This is a genomic window from Nesterenkonia alba DSM 19423 (assembly GCF_000421745.1).
In the GTDB taxonomy this organism is placed as follows: Bacteria; Actinomycetota; Actinomycetes; order Actinomycetales; family Micrococcaceae; genus Nesterenkonia; species Nesterenkonia alba.
The window spans coordinates 1-22,487 of sequence record NZ_ATXP01000008.1 but is presented as its reverse complement, the minus strand read 5'-3'; the positions used below and the strand labels follow the sequence as shown (position 1 = coordinate 22,487).

Here is a 22,487-nt window from a genome sequence, read left to right as displayed (position 1 = left end):
ATCCTGTCACCCCATCCATCAGCGCTGTCGACCGCTGTTTAGTGTTTACTCCTGGCCGAGGTGGGTGCGGGCGAAGGCCAGGGATTCGGCGAGCATCCGTTCGCGTTGCCCCACCTTGCGGGCGGTGCGTGTGGTCACCTCCACGGCGACCACACCATCGAACCCGGTGCCGCCGAAGTCCGGCTGGGCAATGAGTTCCATGCTTTCGGCCACCCGCTGATTGCCGTGACCGGGGACCAGGTGGTCATCCTTGAACCCGTTGGACCACCCGTCGGTCAGGTGCACATGCCGCAGGCGCTGACCCAGTGCCTTAATGGCCTCGTAGGAGTCGTCCTCCGCTGTCGCCGCGTGGGAGAAATCCCAGGTCACGTGCGGGTAGTCAAAGCCCACCGGGTTCCAATGCGGCAGGTACATCTTCGCCTCCCGGCCGCGGGCACGCCAGGGGTACATGTTCTCCACGGCGAACATCACCCCGGTCTCTGCCTCGATGTTCTTGATCCCTTCGGCGAACTGCGAGGCGTAGGTGCCCTGCCACCGGAAGGGCGGGTGGGCGACCACCACATCGCAGCCGACCTGCTGTGCCAGCTCCGCTGACCGGTGCAGCTTGTCCCAGGCCGAACCCCATACCTGCTGGGTCAGCAATAAGGTGGGCGCGTGGATCGCCACCACGGGCAGGCCGAACCGCTCCACATGGGCGTTGATGACTGCGGCCTGTTGGGTCTCCGCGCGGTGGGTGACCATCACCTCGACCCCGTCATAGCCGAGGTCCTCGGCGATGGAGAAACCTTCGGCCACCCCCAGGGGGTAGACCGACGAGGTCGACAGCGCCACCGGGATCTGGTCTCTGAGGTGCTCAGCCATGGGCGTGCTCCACGGTCAGGGTGCGAACGTCTTTGTGCTGCGGCCGGCGCAATCCTCGGTTGAGGTCCACGTGCCCCACGGCCGGGGCGTGCGGGATCTCCACCTCCGAGTCCCGGGCCAGGGTGTCCAATCGGCGTAGGATGAGCCCCTCACGCAGCGCCCAGGGGCAGATGCTCAGCTCCTCAATGTCGAAGGCCCGCATTGCCGCCTCGGCCGCCACGGCGCCGGCGAAGACCTGCGGAGCCCGCATCTCGGAGACACCGGGCAGCTTGGCGCGTTCCTTCGCGCTCATCTCCCCGAGGCGTTTCACCAGCGGCTTGAGGTTCTTATAGCTCAGCGTCCGTTTCACATACGGCCCCTCCGCTGAGGGGGCGGCCCCGGTCATCCGGGCCAGGGAGCGGAAGGTTTTGGAGGTCGCGGTGATTTCGGTCTGCTCGTCCAGCCGGGGGAACTCCAACCGGGCGGCTTCCATCTCTTCGCGCACGTAGGTGCGCAGCTCTTTGATCTGAGCCTTGGAGGGTACCTGCTCACCGGGGAGTCCTTTGCCCTCAGCGGGGAAGAACTCTCGGGTCAACCGGCCGGCCCCCAGGGGCACGGACAATGCGGTGGAGGGGAGTTCGTCCTGCCCGTAGGCCACCTCCAAGGACCCGCCGCCAATGTCGAAGTTGAGGATGTGCCCGGCGCTCCACCCCCGCCAGCGGCGGACCGCGAAGAACGTCATCGCCGACTCCTGGGCCCCGGAAAGTTCGGTGAGTTCCACCTCGGTCTCGGCCTCCACCCGGGCGATCACCTCAGCCCCGTTGGCGGCCTCACGGATCGCGGAGGTGCAAAAAGCCAGCAGATCCTCGGCCCGGTGGCGGGTGGCGAAGCGTCCGGCTTCATTGATGAAGTCGATCAGCTTCTGCTGCCCCTCTGCGGTGATCGCGCCGTCGTCGTCGAGGTACTTCACCAACGACAACGGGCGCTTATGCGAAGCAAATGCCGAGGGTTTAGCCCCGATATGCGCGTCGACGAGCAGACAGTGGACGGTGTTCGAGCCGATGTCGAGCACACCCAGTCGCATCAGTGTCAGGTCCCCCTGCTAGGCCTTGGCCGTCGTTTTCCGGCGCCCGCCCTTGCCCTTGGATGCCGGGCCTTTGGCGCGCTTTTCCGCCAGCAGGCTAAAGGCCTGCTCCTTGGTGAGATTCTCCACCGAGGTACCGCGTGGCACGGTGACATTGGTTTCCCCGTCGGTGATGTAGGGACCGAACCGGCCGTCTTTGACCACCACCGGTTTCTCCGTGGTGGGGTCGGCACCGAATTCAGCCAGCGGTGGTTGAGCGGCCTGCCGCCCGCGCTGCTTAGGCTGAGCGAAGATCTTCTTCGCCTCATCGAGGCTGATGGTAAACAGCTGCTCCTCGTCCTGTAAGGAGCGGGAGTCCGATCCCTTCTTCAGGTACGGACCGAACCGGCCGTTCTGGGCAGTGATCTCCTGGCCGTCGTCGTCGGTGCCGACGACCCGCGGCAGGGAGAGCAGCTTGAGCGCATCCTCCAGAGTCACCGTCTCCAGACTCATGGACTTCAGCAGGCTGGCCGTGCGCGGTTTGGGCTGCTTGGGCTTCTTCTTCGGCTTCGGTTTGCCGTTCTTGTAATACTCGGTGGGCTGGGCGTCCATCGCCGCCTGGATCTCTTCGGCGGTCATCTCCTCGATGACCTCAGTGACATAGGGGCCGTACCGACCGTCCTTGGCCACAATCTGCCGACCGGTCTGAGGGTCAGTGCCGAGCACTCGCCCGGAGTGGGCGGCCTGTTCGAAGAGTTCTTCGGCTTTTTCAGCGGTCAGCTCATCCGGGGCGATGTCTTCGGGGATATTGGCCCGGTCGCGTTTGAGCTCACCGTCCTCGCCGACCTCGCCATTGGGGTTGGCCCGCTCCAGGTACGGACCGTAACGACCCACACGCAGCTCCACCCCGGGGGCGATCTCCATGGAGTTGATCGCCCGGGCGTCGATCTCCCCCAGATTATCCACCACGGCTTTGAGCCCCTCTTCTCCGGATTCGGCGCCGAAGTAGAAGTGCTGCAGCCACGCTTCGCGTTCAATCTCCCCGCGGGCGATCTGGTCCAAATCGTCTTCCAGCCGGGCGGTGAAGTCGTAGTCGACGTAGCGGCCGAAGTGTTCCTCCAGCAACCGGACCACGCTAAATGCCGTCCACGAGGGCACCAGAGCGGAGCCGCGTTTGGTGACATAGCCGCGGTCCATGATGGTGGAGATCGTCGGGGCGTAGGTGGAGGGGCGGCCGATTTCGCGCTTCTCCAGCTCGGCGACAATACTCGCCTCGGTGTAGCGCGGCGGCGGGGTGGTCTCATGCCCCTTGGCCTCGATGTCCTCCCCGGTGAGGTTCTCCCCTTCGGTGAGTTCGGGCAGGCGGCGGTCTTTGGCGTCGTCGGACGACGACGCTTCTGTGGTGTCCCTGGCCTCTTCATAGGCGGCTAGGAACCCGGGGAAGGTGATGACCGTCCCGGAGGCGCCGAAGGTGGCCCGCCGGCCGTCGGAGGCTTCCCCGGAAAGCCGCACACTGGCGGTGTAACCCTTGGCGTCCTCCATCTGAGAAGCGACAGTACGTTTCCAGATCAGTTCGTAGAGCTTGTACTCATCAGCGGACAGCTCCCCTTTGACCTGTTTGGGGGTGCGGAAGGAGTCCCCGGCTGGCCGGATCGCCTCATGCGCTTCCTGGGCGGTCTGGCTGCGTTTGCCGTAGACTCGGGGCTTCTCAGGTACCGACTCGCTGCCGTAGAGCTCACTGGCCTGTTTGCGGGCGGCGTTGAGCGCCTCATTCGACAGGGTCGTCGAATCGGTACGCATGTAGGTGATGTACCCGTTCTCATAGAGCCGCTGGGCCACCTGCATGGTTACCCGGGATGAGAACCGCAGCCGGCGGGCCGCATCCTGCTGCAGCGTGGAGGTGATGAACGGCGGCTGGGGCCGGCGGGAGTAAGGCTTGTCCTCCACCGAGTCCACGGTGAAGCGGGCCTTGGTGAGCCCCTCGGCCAGGGAGGTCGCATCGGCTTCGGTGAGGACGACGACGTCGCGCCGGTTCTTCTTCAGTTCCCCGCGGTCATCGAAATCGCCCCCCGAGGCGATGCGCTCACCATCAACAGTGTGCAGCTTCGCGGTGAAGGACTCCCCACCATCAGTGGAGAACGTGCCACTTAAATCCCAGTAGGAGGCGGGGATGAACGCCATGCGCTCCCGCTCCCGGTCCACCACCATGCGGGTGGCCACCGACTGCACACGCCCAGCGGAGAGACCCCGGCCGACTTTGCGCCACAACACCGGGGAGATCTCATAGCCGAAGAGCCGGTCGAGGATCCGCCGAGTCTCCTGGGCATCCACCAGATGGTTGTCGATCTCCCGGGGGCTTTGCAGGGCCCGCTGGATACCTTCTTTGGTGATCTCGGTGAAGGTCAGCCGGTAGGTGGGCACCTTGGGTTTGAGCACCTCGTAGAGATGCCAGGCGATCGCCTCACCTTCACGGTCGGCGTCCGTGGCGAGGTAGAGTTCGTCGGCCTCTTTGAGCCGCTGTTTGAGTTCCCGGACCTTGGATTTCTTGGAATCCGAGACCACGTAGTAGGGCTCGAACCCATGCTCGGGGTCCACGGCGAACTTGCCGAACGGGCCCTTCTTCATGTCATCGGGCAGCTCCGAGGGCTGCGGCAGGTCACGGATATGCCCGGCGGAGGCGTCGACGATGAAGTCCTCTCCAAGGTACTTGCCGATGGAGCGGGACTTCGCCGGGGACTCGACGATCACGAGCTTCTTGCCTGACACGGAACTCCTTGGGCGTTGTACGGCGGGTGCAACTGATAGTGAGGGGGCGCCGTCGGGTGCTCACTATAACAGTGTGCCGAGGCGGGCCGTTGCGGCCGCTACGGCCCGGCAGCGTGCAGAAAACCATCGATATAGAGGTCCAGGATCTCCCGGGTCAGGGCCTGTTCATCGGTGTCAGTGAGGGAGGCCACGGCAGTGATGAGCTGGGCGGCAGTGAACTCCCCATCGGCGGCGGCGAGGAACCCGGCGGCCGCGGAACTGACCGGGCGTGCCCGGCGCAACCCCGCACCCTGGCGGGCGAAGATCACCTCCGGGTGCTCGGCACCGAAGCGCTGGTATCGCTCTTCGGTGACATCCGAAGCGACCACAAGTGTCTGGTCAAGTGCGGCGCCGGCGTCGTCGGCGGTGTCGGCGGCACGTTGGACAGTGGTGCCGATCACCGGGCCCAGCGGCTGCTGGAGCGCTCCGGTGAGCTCCTCGAACCGCCGCCAGGGCTCCGACTCCGCCGCTGTAGTACTCGGCTGCAGGGCAGCACCCAACCAGATGAGGCCGAAGCCGATGCCGGTGACCCCCCGGCTGGCGAAGTCCGCCAGGTAATCGGCGTAGCGGCGCCGGTAGGCCGGAAGGTCGCGCTCCTCGGAGGCGTCCCGCAGCCAGGTCTCGGCGTACTGGGCCGGGGTCTGATGGTCGCGTTGAATGAACCAGGCGTTCAGGCCGGCCTCGGTGACCCACTGCTGGGGGCGATCCCACCAGTCCACACTCTCCGCATTCTCACCACCCTCCGCATCCTCACCCCTGAAGGCGGCCTGGATTTCCCAGTTGCCTAACATCTGGACGGTGCCACCGGGGGTGAGCACTGCAGGCAGACCGGCGATCAGCTCGGACATCAGGGCATCCCCTTCTCGTCCGCCATCGCGGTAGATATAGCGGTCAGCCTCGGTCTCCTGGACTCCGCGCGGAGTGATGACAAACGGCGGGTTGGAGACCACCAGGTCGAACCGTCGCCCCGCCACCGGTTCGAGGAGCGAGCCCTGTACCAGCTCCACACGGTCCTCTACACGGTGCGGGTCCAAACCCAGCGTCGGGGCGTTGAGCAGCAGGTTGAACCGCGCGAAGTCCAACGCCCGGGTGGAGAGGTCGGTACCGGTGACATGGTCAGCGTGGTCCAATAAGTGCAGCAGCTGGATACCGCAGCCGGTGCCGATATCTAAGGCGGTCCCCACCGGCCGACGGTGGGTGATGCCGGCCAAGGTGAGGCTGGCGTGCCCGATGCCCAATACATGGTCGTGCGGCAAGGGCCCGGCCACCTGGTGGGCGGAAAGGTCACTGGTCACCCACAGATCGCGGATGCCGTGGGCAGCCTCCACCTGGTAGGGGCGCAGATCCACCGTGGGCCGGACTCGCTGCAGTGGCTCAGGGTGGTCACCGGTGAGGCCACGCTGTGGGGTGATGGCGGCGTCGTCGGCTGTGGAAGCGGTGATCTCCACTAGGTTCAGTTCCACCAGGCCCTCGGCTCCCACCCGCGGCAGGGCGGCGTCGACCTGCGGGACGGTGACTTCCACGGAGACCAGCCACAGGGCGGTCAGGACCGCACAACGCTGCTGGGGTGAGCGGAGTTGCGCCGGTGAGGGGTTTTGCTGGGGGTGGGTCTCGTGGCTGAGCCGGGGCAGTTCAGCCTCAACGGCCAGTTGCCCGGGAACCACCTGCTCCCGATCCAGGGCCGCAACGGCGTCTTCTCCTAGCAGCGAGGCGACGGCGTCGTTGGTGAACTCGGCCTCCGCCAGGTCGGCCCGCAGCGCAGCGATCAGCTCCAGCTCAGCAGAGTCAGGCGGGGGTGGGGAGTGCGGCTGCGGCGCAGCGGTCTCAGACATAGTCCCAGCCTAGACGCGCTCGGCTCACCATCCTCAAGCGCCTGACCATCCTCAACCGCATGGCAAGACATCGAGCGGGATCGGGGTTTATCTCAGCTCCATCGGGCGGCGTTGTTTCTCCAGCGGGCCGGAGTTCGGGTCAGTTGGGTTCGCCGCCAGCCGCGCCTGACAGCGGTGACACCGCGTATTGGCCGGGATGTGAGCGCAGTCATCGCAGTAGAGCTGCAGGGTGGCACACCCCCGGTCCATACAGTTATAGAAGCGCGACGTCGGCGCGGCACAGTGCACACACTCACCGAGAGTCTTCGCCTCCTCGGAAAACCGCATGTTCATCCGCCCGTCGAAGACATACAGCTCGCCCTCCCAATAGCCGGAGTCACCGTAGGTCTCCCCGTACCGAACGATGCCGCCATCGAGCTGGTAGACCTCTTCCCACCCGCGGTCCTTCATCAGCGCCGAGAGCACCTCGCAGCGGATCCCCCCGGTGCAGTAGGTAATGACCGGTTTGTCCTTCAAGTGGTCGTACTTACCGGAGTCCAGTTCGGTGATGAAGTCACGGGTGGTCTCGGTATCCGGCACCACGGCGTCCTTGAACCGTCCAATCTGAGCCTCCATCGCGTTACGCCCGTCGAAGAAGGTGACATCGACGCCGTCGCGCTTCTTGGCTTCGATCAGCTCATGGACCTGCTCAGGCTTGAGATGCTCACCCCCGCCGATGACTCCTTCTTCTCCGACTTTGACCTCATCGGGCACCCCAAAAGCCACCAGCTCCGGGCGGACTTTGACGCTCAGCCGGGGGAAGTCCTCCGCCCCGCCGGGTGACCATTTGAACTCCGTGTTCCGGAACGGTCGGTAGTTGCGGGTCTGCTTCACGTACTGCTTGACTGCCTGCAGCTGGCCTCCCACGGTGCCGTTGATGCCGTGTTCGGAGACGATGATCCGGCCCCGCAGCCCCAGCTCGCGGCAGAGGGTGTACTGCCAGAGTTTGACCGCCTCAGGGTCGGACAGCGGGGTGAACTGGTAGTAGAGGACAATGCGGGAGATGCTCACTCCCCTAAGGGTATCGGCCGACTGCTGGCCTCTGCAACGCAGGGATGAGTCGGGGTCATCCTTGCGGGGTAAATGTGACGATCGGCCTACCGCAGAATGTGAGGCGCGTTATATGGTCGAAGTATGGATATTGAGCTGAGCGACGCACTCGTCGAGACCTGGGTCACCGGTTGGTCCCGCACCCACGGCTACGAGGTGCGCAACGAAGGCCGCATCCACTCCGCCTCCGCTCCGGGGCAGGACGAGGAGGCCGAGTACGTTCTCTACGCCCCCGATGAGACCGATCTGCGCAAGGTCGCCTCCGCTGTGGCCAAGAGCCCACGGAAGCTGCTGACGGTCATCGCCGAGCCCGACGACGACGTCATGGCAGTCAATGAGATCGACGGCCTGGAACTGCTCAGCGATGAAGAGAAACTCATGGTCTGCGATATGGCCAACCAGGACGTTGAAGACCCCATCACCCCGGAAGATTTCACCACCGAACGGGAGGACTTCGAGGGTTGGACCCTGTTCACCGTGCGGCAGGGAGACAACACTGCTGCTCGGGGACGGGTCGCCGTCGTCGGTGAATTCTGCATTGTGGACCGGGTCTACACGGCGCCCGACTATCGCCGCCAGGGCCTGGGGACTTTTGTCACCCGAGCCCTGTTGGCCATCGCCCATGAGCACGACGTCGACTACGGACTGTTGGTCGCCACCCTGGACGGTGTGCAGCTCTACGAGTACCTCGGCTGGGAGACTCTGGCCGATGTGCACGTCTTCGGCTCCCCCGGGGCCAGCGACCGACGCCGGCCTTCGCACAGTCAGATCGATGAACTGAACTGACCACGCGGCGGTCTACCCTGGAGCGGTGACCGGCACCGAAGACCCCCTGACCCTGCTGCGCGAGGCGAAGCTGCCCGCTGAGGTCAGTGAGCACGGCCCGCTGCGGCATATCCGGACCCTGCCGGCTCGCACGGCGATCCACGCCGACTGGCCACAGTGGGTACCGGCCCCGTTACGCGCCGCCTACCGGCAGGTCGGGGTGAGCCGCCCCTTCACCCACCAGGTCGCCGCAGCACAGGCCCTGTACACCGGCCGGCACACAGTAGTGGCCACGGGCACCGCCTCGGGGAAATCCTTGGCCACCCACCTGCCGGGGCTGGCGGCGATCTGCGGGGCACCCGCCGCGGAGACGGTCACCGCCCACCCCACTGGGGAGGCCACAGTCCTCTACCTCTCTCCCACGAAGGCTCTGGCCGCCGACCAGCTCGAGGCCCTGACCGAATTGGCAGAGACCGTCGGTGCGGTGGGACCAGCCGGCGGGATCCGTGCGGCAGCTTACGACGGCGACACCGCACCTGAAGCCCGCACATGGGTGCGTCAACACGCCAATGTGGTGCTGACCAACCCGGATATGGTCAACGCCGGGATCCTGCCCAACCACCGCGGCTGGGCCCGGTTTTTCTCCCGGCTGCGCTACATCATCGTCGATGAGGCGCACACTGCTCGGGGGATTTTCGGTTCGCATATCGCCCTGCTGTTGCGGCGGCTACGGCGGGTGGCCCGCAGTTACGGAGCCGACCCGGTGATGACCGCAGCCAGCGCCACCAGTGGCGCGCCGGCGTCGTCGTTCGCTCAGCTCATCGGTGAGCAGACCTCCTCGGTGCTGGCGGTGACTGAGGATGGCTCCCCGCACGGTGCGGTGGATGTCTACCTGTGGGACTCCGCACACGACCCCGCTGTGGCGGGGGCGGGACCGAGCGCTGCGGGGGAGACCTCATTCAAACGCAGTGTGGTGGTGGAGGCCGCGGATCTGCTGACCCAACTGGTGGTGGCCGGACGGCGCACCCTGGCGTTCATCACCTCCCGGCGCGGGGCGGAGACGATGGCCCGGATCACCGCGGAGAACCTGAAGGAGATCGACCCTGCTCTCACTGACCGGGTCTCCGCCTACCGTTCCGGGTATTTGGCGGAGGAGCGGCGGGAACTGGAGGCGGCTCTGCGTGCCGGACGGATGCTCGGGGTGGCCTCCACTCCAGCCCTGGAACTGGGGATCGACATCACCGGGCTCGATGTGGTTCTCATCGCCGGCTGGCCGGGTACCCGTGCTTCGTTCTTCCAGCAGTTGGGACGGGCCGGACGCTCCGGGCAACGCGGTGCGGCGTTCTTCATCGCCGGGGACGACCCCCTGGATTCGTATCTGCTGAGCACCCCGGAAGCGATCTTCGACACTGGAGTGGAGGACGCGGTCACCGACCCGCATAACCCGCATGTTGCGGCGCCACATCTGCTCGCCGCGGCCCAGGAGCTTCCGCTCCACCCGGGGGACCTCGACAGTGGGCTCTTCACCGGTCTGCGCGAGCTGGTCGAAACTCTCACGCAGCAGCGTCATCTGCGCCGCCGACCGACCGGCTGGTTTTTTGCTCACGACGACGCCTCCGCCGCCTCATGGGTGCGGATGCGCGGTGATGGGGCCGGTCCGTACACGATTGTCAATATCGACGACGGCACCGTGGTGGGTGATATCGGTTCCGCTCAGGTACACAGCCAAGCCCACCCGCAGGCGGTGTACGTCCACCGGGGCCGCACCTACGTGGTGGAGGATCTTCACCCAGACCAGCACACGGTCCTCGTTCGACCCGCTGACCCGCCGTTCTACACCCAGGCCCGGGAAACGACGTCGATCGAGGTCCTCGAAGAGCTGACCCATCGGCAGGGGGAACGGTTCCGCTTCTGCTTCGGCACAGTGGAGGTCACCAGCGCGGTGGTGGGGTTTCAGCGCAAAGCCCTGGGGACCTCGGAGGTGCTTTCTGATGAACCGCTCGAGCTGCCGCCGTCGACCCTGCGAACCCAAGCGGTGTGGATCAGTGCCCCGGAGACTGCGCTGACCGAGGCGGGAGTGACCGTAGAGCACATCCCGGGTGCTCTGCATGCCGCCGAACACGCCATGATCGGGCTGTTGCCGCTGCTGACCAGCTCGGACCGCTGGGACATCGGTGGGGTCTCGACCGCTCTGCACCGGGACACTGAGGCCGCGACGATCTTCGTCTACGACGGGCACCCCGGTGGCGCGGGATTCGCCGAACGGGGGTACACGGTGATGGAGGAATGGGTCCGCGCCACGGCAGCGGCCATCGAGGCCTGCCCGTGTTCAAGCGGATGCCCCTCCTGCGTGCAATCACCCAAATGCGGCAACCGCAACAGTCCTCTGGACAAGCCCGGTGCCCTCACCCTCCTGCGCGCTCTCTCCACCGCTGTCCTGGAGTGACCGGCCCACATTTCCTCCTCCGCTTCTGCTCCGAGAAGAGAGTGGGGCGTAGCGATCCGGGTTAGGGCGCCGTGGATGGGCCTGGCCCCCTCGCGAAATCTTGTTTCGCGAGGGCGGCTGGCGCCCGTTCCGGATCGCGGAGTCCCAACGACTCGTTGCCAGAATCAAGTCCTTAGAGCGCGCGGAAGCGGAGGGTGAGGGTGCGGGCGGTGGGCCGGAGCATATGATCCGGCCACACATCCGGCCCGCAGGCCCGCGAGCCCAGTCCGTGCTGGGCGGCGTCGATGTAGAGGTGAGTGGCAGACGGCTCGGGCAGCTCGTGCGGGTGTGCGGCGGCGTCGAGCTCATGTGCGCTGTGCGGGCTGAGGGTGAACCCCGGGCGGCGGCCGGCGAGGTCCTGCTCCGCGGTGATCTGCACCCAGTCGGTGCCACCGCGGCGTAGCGTCAGCTCCCGCAGCTGTGAGCGGTGCCCGGATTCCTGGGGGCGTGCGTACTCCACTGTGAGGTCCTCCAGCCCGGCCTCGAAGCGTCCCACCCAACCGGAGCTGGAGACATCCGGGTAGGTATCGTGCGGGCCGAGTCCGAACCACGCGGCGCCGTCGACCTCCGTGGGCAGGGTGAAATGCAGGCCCAGCCGCGGCCAGACATCATTCCACTCCCGGTTGGGCACCATGGAGGCCCGCAGCACCAGTTCCACGGTCCCATCGGCGGCACGCTCGGCGGTCCAGGTCTCATTGAGGTCCACCGCGGTGCGCTGCTGGGGTGCGGCGAACCGGCGGCGCACGGTGCGGCTGGTCTGCGTCTGAGTCACCTCAAGGGTGCGGGTGATGAGCTTGTCCAGCTTGGCTCGCCGCCACCGTTCCGCCGAGGGTGGCGAGGGCTCCCCCCGAGTGACGAAGTCGGTCGGGTCGGTGACGTCGTAGTTATGGGAGGCCCCGCCGTTGTCATTGTCAGTGGGGGCTCGCCACAGTTCCAGCCGGGGTCCAGCCACCGCCAATCCAGCCAGGTCTGACAGGCTCGTTTCAGCGAAACCGGCTGGCGCCTCGGCCAGCGGCAGGGTACTGCGCCGGCGGGGCAGGGCCGGGGCCGGGACGGTCTCCTCCCACTGCCCGCGGGCGACCACGTGGCCGGGCTCAGCCCAGCTGACGATCGCCTGCAGCACCGCTTCCACAGTGACGTGGACTTCGGTGCCGGGCTCAGCAGCGGGGGCCTCGGCGGGGTGGAACAGGTCCACCACGGCGCTGCCCCCGGCGGCCACGGGTTTGCCGTCTTCCCCGGTGATCTCACACTGACCAGAGGCGACCTCGATGCCGTCGTGGGTGATGGTCCATTTCAGCGCCAGATCGGTGGTGTCAGCGGTGTGCCGGCGGGAGGTGACGTGGACTTTGCCGCGCCCGGCCCGGGTGAACACCAGGGGCGCTTCGACGTGCTTGTACTCCAGCAGCCCAGGTGAGGGGGTGCCATCGGAGAGGATGATCCCGTCCATGACGAAGTTGCCGTCGTGGACCAGTTCCCCGAAGTCGCCCCCGTATCCGAAGAACTCCGTGCCGTCCTCGGTTTGGGTGCGGAGCCCGTGGTCCCGCCACTCCCAGATGAACCCGCCGTGCAGCCGCGGATAGGTATCCACCATGCGCCGGTAATCATCCAGGGCACCGGGACCGTTGCCCATGGCGTGAGCGTACTCGCAGTGGATGAAGGGTTTGGAACGCTGGCGTGCGGATTCGGCAATTGAACACCCCAGAAGAGGGCGGTAGTCGTCGTCGCGCCCAATGGACTCAGTCTCCGGCACCCGGGCGTACATCCGCGAGTACACGTCAGTGAAGATCCCGGCGTAGTCACCTTCGTAGTGGATGGGTCGGGTGGGGTCGCGGTGCCGGATCCATTCGGCCTGGGCGGCGAGGTTCTGCCCGCGGCCGGCTTCGTTACCCAGTGACCAGATCACCACGCTGGGGTGGTTTTTATCCCGTTCGATGGCACGTTCGATCCGGTCCAGGTAGGCCTCACGCCAGGCGGGGTCTTCGCTGGGGTTCAGGGCCCAGTCGCGGCTGCCGAAGCCGTGGGTCTCCAGGTCACCTTCGAGCATGACCCACAAGCCGAGTTCATCGGCGATGTCCAGCAGCCGCGGGTGTGGTGGGTAGTGGCTGGTGCGGATGGCGTTGACGTTGTGCTGCTTCATCATGGCCAGGTCCGCGTAGGCGTCGTCGTAGTCGAAGGTCCGGCCCCGATCGGGGTGGGTTTCGTGCCGGTTCATCCCGGAGAAGACCACGCGGCGCCCATTGGCCAGCAGGTGGTCGCCGATGATCTCGATGCGCCGGAACCCGCTGCGCAGGCTGATCGTCTCAGCGGCGTTGGACACGGTGGTCTCGTAGAGTCGGGGCACCTCAGCCGACCAGGGTTCGACGACGCCGACGGGTACCTCTGTGACCTCCTCGGGGCTGTTCCACACCACATCGATGTCCAACTCCGGGATGCTCAGCCGGACGGGAAAAGCCTGCTGGGCAGCGGTGATCTCCGGGACGATGAACCCCTGTCCGGTGGCGGGGTCGTAATCGGCGTGGATCCAGACGTCGTCGAGGCCGGCGGCGGGTCGGTGCAGCAGGGTGACGTCACGGAAGATCCCGGGCAACCACCACTGGTCCTGATCTTCGAGGTAGGAGCCCGCCGACCACTGCACCACACGCACAGTGAGGGTGTTCTCCCCTGCTGTGACGGCCTCGGTGATGTCGAATTCGTGGGCGAGCCGGGAGCCGTAGGCGGCACCGATTTCTTCCCCGTTGAGCCAGACCTGCATGAAGGACTCCACACCGTCGAAACGCAGCAGCACCCGACCGGCGTCACCGCCGGTGCTGTCACCAGCCGTGGCCTCGTCAGCCGCACTGTCACCACTGCCCGTTTCCAGCCACGCGGCGGGCACCTCGATGGTGCGCACGTAGTCACCGGTGGGGTTGGCATCGGGCACGTATGGCGGATCGATGGGGAAGGGGTACTGGGTGTTGGTGTAGATCGGCTTGTTCCACCGGCCGTCGAGCACCCAGGTTGAAGGCACGGTGATCTCCTCGGCGGGCTGGTCTGCCGGTGGGGTGGAGGGGACCTGCTCGTGGAAGGTGAAGCCCCATGTGCCGTTGAGACTCACCGCCGGAGCGTCACTGTGCAGATAGGAGCGGGCCGGGGCCAGACGCCCTGCGTAGGGGGTGCGAGTCTCGTGGGTGAGCATGGGGTTTAGGTCACTACCTCTCCGGCGCGAATCACGGTGCGGGAATGTGTCGTGTCCCACAATAGGTCAGGCTGGGTGAGCGGGTCACCCTGGAGCACGAGCAGATCAGCGGGTGTGCCCTCGGCCAGGGTGCCCAGCTGCGGGGAACCGATAAGTTCGGCGTTGACCACCGTCAGCGAGTGCAGCAGCTCCTCGGGGCTCTGCGCCTCAGCTTGCAGGGCGATACCGCGTAGCTGGTCATCTTCGAGAACCCCCATGAGGTCACTCCCCCAACCGATCTTCACCCCCGCCTCGGCGGCGATGCGCACCGCGTCTTTGCCGGCGTGGAGGACTTCCTCATTCTTCGCCTGACTCACCGCGGGAAGCCCGACGTCGGGGCCTCGCCTGCCCATGGCGTCGTAGGCGGCCAACGTGGGAACCAGATACGCGCCATGGTCGGCCATGATGCGGGCCGCCTCCGCGTCGATGAGGTTGCCGTGCTCCACTGACACCACACCGTTGGTCACCGCGTGGATGACGGCGTCGGCGGTGTAGGCGTGGGCGGCCACGTAGCTGCCGCGCCGACCGGCTTCCTCACAGGCAGCGGCGATCTCCTCCGCGGAGTACTGCGGGATGCGCAGCGGGTCAGTGGGGGAGGCTACACCCCCGGAGGCCATGATTTTGATGGCGTGGGCTCCGGTCCGGAAGCGTTCCCGGACAGCCCGGCGGATGTCGTCGACCCCATCGACGATCTCCCCGATGTGCCCGTGGTTGAGGCAGATGTCGTATTCGGCGGGCCGGGCGTCACCGTGACCGCCGGTCTGACTCAGCGCCGGCCCGGTGAACAGATACCGGCAGGCCGGTTCGTCCCCTGCCTGGAGTGCCTGCTGCAGCCCGAGGTCTCCCCCGGCAACGTCGCGGATCGTGGTGAATCCGCGCCGCAACGCTTTGGCCAGCCGCCGCACCCCGTTAATCGCCACATAGGAGAGGTGCCGGGTCTCCAGGGTGTAACCGCCCAGATCGTGGGCGTAGGCGTGGAAGTGCGCGTCAATGAGTCCGGGGATCACGGTGCCACCGGCGAGGTCCTCTTCGGCGTCGAAGGCCCCGGAAATGCTCCCCACGGCGGTGATGACACCGTCATCAATGGCGAGGTCACCCTCGGTGGTGGTGCCGGTGGCCGGATCGTAGAAGCGTCCGTTGCGTAGAGCGAGTGTGGTCATCTCAGGGGTCCTCTCGGTGGGAGCTACTCGGGGTCGCTACTCGGTGGTGGCTACTGCCTGCCCGCCACTCGGTGGGGCTGGGGTCAGCCCTCGCGGGCGGGCAGGGTGATGCGTTGGCGGGGTTCTTCATTGCCGGCGACATCGGTGGCGGCGAATTCGATCACCTGTTCAGTCTCCCCCAACGCCCGCACGACGGGGCCGTGGTAGGTGGCCCAGAAGGTGCCGGGCCCTTCCCATTGAACGCGTTCGACGCCGGAGGTTGCATCTTTGGCGCGCAACCGGATTTCGGCTCCCGAGCCCATGATGAGCACCTGGGGGGTGGTCACCGGAGGTTCGGTGTCGATGCGCAGCCGCCGTTCGGCCAGATTGGTGTGCCCGGCGGCGTCGGTGATGCGCGCCCGGACCGTGTGGGCCCCTTCGGTGTGCAGGGTGACCGGTTCGGTGTAAGGCTGCCAGGGCTCCTCGTCGAGCTGGTATTCCACGGTGAGCCCCTCGGTGGTCCCGGCCGCGTCCAGGTGTTCGGCGGTGACGGTGATCTGCGGGTGGGTGGTGTACCAGCCGCTGGAGGAGACGGTGCCGTTGACCTCGAGGGTGACGATGGGCGGGGCGGTGATCTCTTCCCACCCGGCGGGCAACTGCCAGGTGACCGCCTCCATGTGATGAGCACCGGTGTGGTGAGTACCAGTGTGAGCATCGGCGTCGGTGCTCACCGTGGCGGTGAGCCGTTCGGGACGGGTCTGCCGGTCGATACTGGCGTGGTACCGGTGCCCGGAGGCGGTGATATCGGCAGCAGCTGCGGTGGTCAACACCGTTTCAGCCTCGGTGGCCGAGAGCACGCCTTCGGTGCGGGCGGTGTGAACGATCTCCCCAGTGCGGGCCAGGAAGGCTTCCCGGCTGGTGAATCCCCCGGCGGTGGCGTCCCCACCAGCCCAGATGGACTCCAGCACGGTCTGCCCGTTGTGCCGCAGCCGGTTGGGCACCCCGGAGTCCTCCCCGGCGAAGGCGACAGTGGCGTCGTCGGCGGTGAGGTACATGTGGTACCTGGTCTGCTCCCCGGAGTGGGCTGGTTCCCAGTCATAGCCGCCGAAGGGCACTGTGCCGGTCTGGCGCAACCGAGTCAGCACCGCAGCAGTGTCTGCCTCGATGTCGCCGGTCGGTTCAGTGGGCAAGGTGAGGCTGGCGTCGAGGATCCGGGAGCCGGTCAGTGGCAGCTTCTGAAAGAGCGTGTCTTCGCTGCGGGCCAGCAGCACCGTGGGCCCGATCTGCAGGTGCTGAACGGTCGGGTCGTCGATGCTGGGCACGGCCCGTAGGCGCATCGGAAAGTGAAGATCGACGACGTCGCCTGCTCGCCAGACGCGGGTCACCGGCAGGTAGGTGCCCGGTACCGGGGATGTGGTGGTCTCTTCGCCGTTGACCGCCACGCGGGGCTGGCCCTGCTGTGCCAGCCAGCCGGGGATGCGCAGCTGCAGGGTGTGGTCGGTGCCCGGTGCGCTGGTGATATTCAGCCGGATCTGCGTCTGGTACGGGTAGTCCCCGGTGATCTGCAGACCCAGCCCACCGTCTGCCGCGTGCAGCGTAGCCGGAGAATAGAGGTTGACCCAGGTGGCGCCGGCCTCGGTGAAGAAGGCGGTGTCCTGGTATTTGACGTGGTTCTCCAGGCCGGTGCCCCCACAGCAGGTGCCGATGTTGTTGAACTCGCGGCGCGCCCCGGCGTGGACCGGGAACATATAGGTCACCTCGGGGCTGACGTCAGAGTCAGCGTTCTTCCGCGAGCCCAGGATCTGGTTGGTGACCGCCTGCTCGTAGTAGTCCATGTACTTCGGGTCCCGGGTGTGGCCGAAGAGTCCGCGGGCTAGTTTCAGCATGTTGTAGGCCACGCAGGTCTCGGCATTGCGCCGGCCGATGTCCCCGGCCTGCGTGTTGGCCGGCCCCCACAGCTCCGACTCCCCGGAACCGCCATGGGCGTAGGTGCGCCCGGGGACCACCATGTCGAACAGTCCGGTGGCGGCGTCTAAGTAGCGGCGATCCCCGGTGAGCTCGTATTCGTGGATGTAGCCGATGAACTGCGGGATGTGCTGGTTGGCGTGCATGTCATCGAGGATGTCCTCCCCCGTGGAGCAGGCCTGCAGCAGATTCGCCTGGTCAAAGAACTGCGCGGTGGCCAGGAACTTCTGCTCACCGGTGACTTGGGCCAACCGGGCGAGGGTCTCGTTCATCCCCCCGTATTCCCCGGCGATGTAGAGGCTCCACATCTTCTGGATCTGCTCAGCCGGCAGTTTTTCCAGCCGGTGATGCACCCAGTGGGCCATCGCGGTGACCACCTCCAGGGCTTGGCTGTTACCCGCCAGCTCGTAGGCGTCCAACAGCCCGGCCATGATCTTGTGGGTGGTGTAATAGGGCGCCCAAATCTCACCGTAGGGGGCGTAGCCCTCCAACCGGGAGAACTGCCACTCCCCGTAGGCGGCCAGGAACCCGGGGTGGCTAAACCGACCCGTGGCTGCCAAGGTGTCCTGCACCTGGGCCAGGCCGCTGACGACGTCGTCGACTTTGGTTTTCAGGTCCTGCTCCTGGGTGCCGGCGTAGGCCAGGGCGAGCATGGACAGGAAGTGCCCGGCGTAGTGGCCGCGCAGCAGGTTGGCGGTCTGGGCGTTCTCCTGACCGGGGTAGTCGTGTTCGCCCCAGGGCTCCTCATTCGGGTGGCCCCACCCCTCCCAGCCGCCGGGCGGCTCAGCGCCGCGGGTATCCAACCCGGCGTTGGCGCGGAAGATGGCCAGCAGACGGTCGGCCGGGTAGACCCGGGCCAGGTGGAGCATCCGGTCCCGGGCGGGGGCGAAGATGCTGCTGGCGGCGACTTCAGCTGCCGCGTGCGGGACTGTCCGCAGTGTGGGGGAGGTGTGCGACGTCGTCGTGGTACTCATCAGTGTTTCTTCTCTCCTCCGCGGTCGCGCACGAGGGTGCGCAGGTAGCTGAACGTTTTGCCGGAACCGATGCCGTCGTGCTCGAACTCGTTGGTCACCCAGGCTTGGGAGTTACCGACCCGGCTGAGGGTGTCGAGTTGCAGGTGAGCGTCGACGAACATGTCGTCGTAGTAGACCGCGGCGGCGACGGGGATGTCATTGGCGGCCAGGTGCGAGTAGTTGTAGATCTGGGAGTAGTCGCTGCGGGCGTGCAGAGCGTTGACGGCCGCGGCCGCCGGTTGCAGGGCCCGGATCTCCTCGAACATCCAGGGGAAGGCCATCTCCCCGGTGAACAGCAGCGGGCGGTTGTCTTCGGCGAACTGGGGGTGCTTCTCGCGTTCGGCCTGGGCCGCCCAGTTGGTGGGTCCGGACTCGGGGTCGCCGTAGATGGCCTCCTGCAAGCCCCAGTAGATGGGCCCGTCCACCGCTGAGGTGCTGGTCATTGTGTTGGCGAGGAACCGTTCAGAGAGCCGACCGGGGCGGGCGAAGGCGGTCTCGATGAGCCAGTGCAGCCGCTCGAAGCCGGGTTTCATACCGAAGTCCTTGCCCAGGGTTTGGAACCGGCGAACGGTGAGCCGGTCACCGTCGGGCAGCCGGATGTCCTCAGCGGCCAGCAGATCGGCGATCTCAGCGACGATGGGCTCATCCTGCGGGTAGCGGCGGTAGTATTCGGCGGTTTTGGCTTCCACACGGGGGAAAGTCCGCCGGTAGACCTCGGCGGCTCGCGGCGGGGTGCCGGGGACTCCGCCGCAGATGTAGCAGGCCGTCAGGGCTTCAGGAGCCAGGGAGAGGTAGCTTAAGGTCAACCAGCCGCCGTAGCTCTGCCCCAGGGTGGCCCAGCTGCGCCCGTTGTAGAGTTCAGCGCGGACGTGCTCCATGTCTCGGATGATGGAGTCAGCGCGGAAGTGCATCAGGTAGTCGGCGCCGGCCTCAGCGGAGCCGCGTTCGGCGACGTCGCGGGCTTCTAAGGGGGTGGATCGGCCGGTGCCGCGCTGGTCGACGAAGACGATGCGATAGTGCGGTAGGGCTTCGGTGATCCATCCACCCGGCTGCAGCGGCCGGGGGTTGGCACCGCCGGGGCCGCCTTGGAGGAAGGCCAGCAGAGGCAGATCGACGTCTTTCTTGTCCGGGTCGACGATCTCGCGGACGAAGAGTTGGAGGGTTTCACCTCCGGGGTTCTGCCAGTCGAGCGGGACGGTCGTCGTGTGCTCGGTCACCCAGAGACCGGGCAGTGAGTACCCCATGAGGCCCTTTCATCGCTCCTGCTGGTCAAGGCAGACCAGGGGTCACGCTTAGTACCGGCGATCGGCCGTCAAGCGCAACCCCTGGACCCGCACCTAAGGGGAGGTTTTCACCTCCGGCGGAGAGGATATCCGCCTGTGCAATTGTACATCTTACAAAAGGGGGATCAACCCCCTCACCTCCGCAGCTTTGAGCCACCACCGGTAGACAGAGGCCCCTGCCCGTCTCCCTCCGCTCGCCCGTTCCCCTGAACCACCACCGCCTTGGGCCATCACCGGAGAGCAGGGGCCTTCCCCCTCTCTCCGCTCCACCCGTTCCCCTGAACCTCCGCGGCTTTGTCGAATCACCGCGGGATATATGCCGCTGTGGTTGTACATTCCCGCGGAGGGTTTGGGGGAGAGGGCATCAGATCGTGGTGCGCAGGGGCTCCTCCGGCATCAGGAGGTTGGCGATAATCGCCGGGATCGTCGCACAGGCGCCCACAAAGAACACTGTCCCGGCGGCGTCGGCGTAGGCAGGGTCCGCTACACCTGAAGTCGGAGCCGCCACCGCGAGCCCACCGACCTGTAGCGCCATCACCGACCCCAGCAGCGAGTTCCAGCTCGCGCCACCGAAGGTGCGGAAGAACGCAATGAGGGAACTGGCCTGCCCCACTCGGGTGACCTGAACAGTGTTCTGCACCGCGAGCATCAAGTTCTGCATCTGGGCACCGAACCCCAGACCCATCGTGAAGAGCACCGCGGCCACCGCCCAGATCGCCGTATCACCGGCCACCGTGGAGAGCATGAAGAACGCGGCGGTGAGCACCACCGCCCCACCGATGAGCCAGGCCTTCCACTTGCCGGTACGGGAGATGAGCCGCCCGCTGATCGTGGTGGAGACCAGGTTCCCGCCGATCAGGGGCACCAGCATCAGGCCCGCTTCAGTGGGACTCAAGCCCCGGCCCAGTTGCAGGTACTGCATCAGATACGGCGGGAGCGCCCCCAGGGTCACCGCGATGGAGACAGACGAGATGACTGCCAGGAAGGTGGTCCGGTTGGTGAGCATCCGCAGGTGGACCACCGGTTCACGGCTGCGCCGCTCGGCGAGCAGGAACAGACCCAGTAAGACCACCACGGCACCTAACAACGCCGCCGACTGCCAGGAGACCCACGGGAAGAACTCATCAAGCCCGGCGAAGGAGAGCCAGATCAGCACGGTGGAGGCAATGGTGACCAGCAGTACCGCTCCGAGGATGTCGAGCCTGACCGGCTTGTTGATGGTCTTCAGCTTCAGCACCGCGGAGAAGATCGACAGGGACACCAGGGTCATCGGCACACCGATGAGGAAGCACCAGCGCCACCCGATGGTGTCCACAATGAGCCCACCAATGAGAGGACCACCCATGGTGGAGGTCGTCATGCACAGCCCCAGCCACCCCGCGTAGCGTCCGCGCCGCCGCGGGGAGACCAGCGAGGCAATGATCGCCATGGTCAAGGTCAGCACTCCACCCATGGCGATGCCCTGGAAGAGCCGGCCAAGCAGCAGCAGCTCCATGGTGGGAGCGAAGCCGGCAATCAGGCAGGCGATGATGAAGATGACCCCGGCGGCCTGGAAGAGTTTCTTCTTCGAGACCATATCGGCGAGCTTGCCCCAGATGGGGGTCGATGAGGCGTTGGCGAGCAGGTTGATGATGACGACCCAGGAGTACTGGATCTGGTTACCTTCTAGCTCCCCGACGATCACCGGCAGTGCAGTGAGCACGATGTTCATCGACAGCCCGACGGTGAAGAACACCGCGAGCAACCCGGCGATGGCCCAGTTGACCTGCCGCCGGGTCATCCCCTCCGGGGTGTCGTCGAAGTCGGCCGCAGCCGCGCTCACGGGGCAGTGAGCGGGACCACCAGGGCGCGCTCAGTCACGGAAATAAAAGTTGCCATATGCAACAGTCTACTCGCTTGTGGCCGGGACGCTCTCCTGTTCTGGCAGCGGGAGGAAGATCCGCATCGTCGTCGGACCGCGCTCGGCCCACACCCGGTAGGGGTGCAGTCGCACACGAGTGGCCGACGACGCCGGCTGCTCAGCTCCTTCGGTATAGGGCCACCAACTGCTGGGTTCTGTCAGAAGCTTCAACGTCACCTCGGCATCATCGGCCCCGACTGCCACAGGCGGTTCGCTGAGGTCGATGGCGACCTCATTGACGGTGGTCTCGGCGTCGATGTCGATGTCCTCCAGGGCAAGCACCCAGGGGCCGCGTTCGATGGCGACAGTACCGCGGACCGCGTCGATGCGCGGATCGGGCTGGACCACTCGGACTTCCCGGGGCAGGGTCAGGGTGATGCGCTGACCCGGGGTGAAGATCTGACGGATCTCCTCCCCGGGGGTGAGCGGGGTGCCGTCGATCTCCACGGTGGCATTCTTCGCCCAGGCCGGGATCCGCAGACTGAGCCCGGCTTCAGCGGCGGGCGCCTCGGTGATGGTGAGGGTGACGACGTCGTCGCTGGGGTAGTTAGTTCGCATCTGGAGCCCCAGGGTTCCTTCAGCCAGGGCAACGCTCAGCTCCGCCTCGGCGTACTGGTGGATCTGTACGGCATCCTCGGTGGCAGTGGCCAGATACAGGTGCACTGAGGACAGGGTGCGGGCGATATTGGTGGGGCAGCAGCTGGTGCCGAACCAGGACTTCCGTAGCCCCGAGCCCCCACCGGCGTGCAGGTGTCGCGCGTCAGACTTAGTGGCAGGGCCGTTATGTAGGTCCTGAAGGAGAGTCAGTCATGGGTAGACCACCCTCGATTCCGGCGGAGAAGAAGACCCGGATAGTGCTGAGCGTGCTGGCCGGCGAGATGTCCATCGCCGAAGTGGCACGCAAGGAGAAAGTCAGTGAGCAGTCCATCGGACGGTGGAAGGCCGAGTTCCTGGAAGCCGGCAAGACCGCCCTGGTGGCCGGCAGGTCCGGACCATCCTCCCGAGAGGAACAGCTGGAGGCCGAGGTCGCCGAGCTGACCCAGGCCTTGGGCGAGGCACACCTGGAAGCCAGGGTGTGGAAGAAGTCCGCGGAG

14 protein-coding genes are annotated in these 22,487 nt (G+C 66.2%); 3 read left to right on the top strand and 11 right to left on the bottom strand.

Annotated elements, in window-relative coordinates; genetic code table 11:
* Window positions 1-45: 45 nt before the first annotated feature.
* The 5 genes from H578_RS0107265 to trhO form a co-directional block, all read right to left on the bottom strand.
* A complete protein-coding gene (locus H578_RS0107265; RefSeq protein WP_022873033.1) occupies window positions 46-861 on the bottom strand; it encodes a sugar phosphate isomerase/epimerase family protein in 816 nt (271 codons plus the stop codon).
* Window positions 854-1,924 carry a Ppx/GppA phosphatase family protein gene (locus H578_RS14005; protein ID WP_022873032.1) on the bottom strand — a complete coding sequence of 357 codons (1,071 nt, stop codon included), beginning with the start codon at window positions 1,922-1,924 and terminating at the stop codon, window positions 854-856. Before H578_RS14005 ends, H578_RS0107265 begins: the two co-directional genes overlap by 8 nt.
* A gap of 18 nt (window positions 1,925-1,942) precedes the next feature.
* Window positions 1,943-4,669 (bottom strand): type I DNA topoisomerase, encoded by a 2,727-nt coding sequence (topA, locus tag H578_RS14000; protein WP_022873031.1) that lies wholly within the window; start codon window positions 4,667-4,669, stop codon window positions 1,943-1,945.
* A 98-nt stretch (window positions 4,670-4,767) separates the two neighbouring features.
* The gene (locus H578_RS0107250; RefSeq protein ID WP_022873030.1) at window positions 4,768-6,540 is read right to left on the bottom strand and encodes a DUF7059 domain-containing protein; all 1,773 of its coding nucleotides are present in this window, start codon (window positions 6,538-6,540) and stop codon (window positions 4,768-4,770) included.
* An 87-nt stretch (window positions 6,541-6,627) separates the two neighbouring features.
* On the bottom strand, window positions 6,628-7,590 hold the full coding sequence (gene trhO / locus H578_RS13995) for an oxygen-dependent tRNA uridine(34) hydroxylase TrhO (protein ID WP_022873029.1): 963 nt from the start codon (window positions 7,588-7,590) through the stop codon (window positions 6,628-6,630).
* A 123-nt stretch (window positions 7,591-7,713) separates the two neighbouring features.
* Here trhO and H578_RS13990 point away from each other — a divergent pair, with 123 nt between their 5' ends.
* Both H578_RS13990 and H578_RS0107235 read left to right on the top strand, forming a co-directional pair.
* Window positions 7,714-8,415 (top strand): GNAT family N-acetyltransferase, encoded by a 702-nt coding sequence (locus H578_RS13990; RefSeq protein ID WP_022873028.1) that lies wholly within the window; start codon window positions 7,714-7,716, stop codon window positions 8,413-8,415.
* A gap of 25 nt (window positions 8,416-8,440) precedes the next feature.
* Window positions 8,441-10,840, top strand: coding sequence for a DEAD/DEAH box helicase (locus H578_RS0107235; RefSeq protein ID WP_022873027.1), 2,400 nt, complete (start codon window positions 8,441-8,443; stop codon window positions 10,838-10,840).
* A 172-nt stretch (window positions 10,841-11,012) separates the two neighbouring features.
* Here the strand turns inward: H578_RS0107235 and H578_RS0107230 are convergent, their stop codons facing one another.
* From H578_RS0107230 to H578_RS0107205, 6 genes are all read right to left on the bottom strand, one after another.
* The gene (locus H578_RS0107230) at window positions 11,013-14,054 is read right to left on the bottom strand and encodes a glycoside hydrolase family 2 TIM barrel-domain containing protein (RefSeq protein ID WP_022873026.1); all 3,042 of its coding nucleotides are present in this window, start codon (window positions 14,052-14,054) and stop codon (window positions 11,013-11,015) included.
* Between the two features lie 5 nt (window positions 14,055-14,059).
* A complete protein-coding gene (locus H578_RS0107225; protein ID WP_022873025.1) occupies window positions 14,060-15,253 on the bottom strand; it encodes a metal-dependent hydrolase family protein in 1,194 nt (397 codons plus the stop codon).
* An 83-nt stretch (window positions 15,254-15,336) separates the two neighbouring features.
* Window positions 15,337-18,171, bottom strand: coding sequence for a beta-L-arabinofuranosidase domain-containing protein (locus tag H578_RS0107220; RefSeq protein WP_022873024.1), 2,835 nt, complete (start codon window positions 18,169-18,171; stop codon window positions 15,337-15,339).
* Window positions 18,171-19,454 (bottom strand): alpha/beta fold hydrolase, encoded by a 1,284-nt coding sequence (locus H578_RS0107215; protein ID WP_022873023.1) that lies wholly within the window; start codon window positions 19,452-19,454, stop codon window positions 18,171-18,173. The genes H578_RS0107220 and H578_RS0107215 overlap by 1 nt, the downstream gene beginning before the upstream one ends.
* Window positions 19,455-19,857: 403 nt before the next feature.
* Window positions 19,858-21,315 (bottom strand): MFS transporter, encoded by a 1,458-nt coding sequence (locus H578_RS13985; RefSeq protein ID WP_022873022.1) that lies wholly within the window; start codon window positions 21,313-21,315, stop codon window positions 19,858-19,860.
* 66 nt (window positions 21,316-21,381) lie between these two features.
* Complete coding sequence (locus H578_RS0107205) at window positions 21,382-22,056, bottom strand: glycoside hydrolase family 127 protein (RefSeq protein ID WP_022873021.1); 675 nt, start codon at window positions 22,054-22,056, stop codon at window positions 21,382-21,384.
* A 146-nt stretch (window positions 22,057-22,202) separates the two neighbouring features.
* Here H578_RS0107205 and H578_RS0107200 point away from each other — a divergent pair.
* On the top strand, window positions 22,203-22,487 hold a 285-nt coding region (locus H578_RS0107200), incomplete at its 3' end, for a transposase (RefSeq protein ID WP_022873531.1).

Bases quoted from the DNA above. Each gene is read 5' to 3' on its own strand.
- H578_RS0107265 (WP_022873033.1), bottom strand. From the start codon at position 861: ATGGCTGAGCACCTCAGAGACCAGATCCCGGTGGCGCTGTCGACCTCG.
- H578_RS0107215 (WP_022873023.1), bottom strand. From the start codon at position 19,454: ATGGGGTACTCACTGCCCGGTCTCTGGGTGACCGAGCACACGACGACC.
- H578_RS0107230 (WP_022873026.1), bottom strand. From the start codon at position 14,054: ATGCTCACCCACGAGACTCGCACCCCCTACGCAGGGCGTCTGGCCCCG.
- H578_RS0107220 (WP_022873024.1), bottom strand. From the start codon at position 18,171: ATGAGTACCACGACGACGTCGCACACCTCCCCCACACTGCGGACAGTC.
- H578_RS13990 (WP_022873028.1), top strand. From the start codon at position 7,714: ATGGATATTGAGCTGAGCGACGCACTCGTCGAGACCTGGGTCACCGGT.
- H578_RS0107250 (WP_022873030.1), bottom strand. From the start codon at position 6,540: ATGTCTGAGACCGCTGCGCCGCAGCCGCACTCCCCACCCCCGCCTGAC.
- H578_RS14005 (WP_022873032.1), bottom strand. From the start codon at position 1,924: ATGCGACTGGGTGTGCTCGACATCGGCTCGAACACCGTCCACTGTCTG.
- H578_RS0107225 (WP_022873025.1), bottom strand. From the start codon at position 15,253: ATGACCACACTCGCTCTACGCAACGGACGCTTCTACGATCCGGCCACC.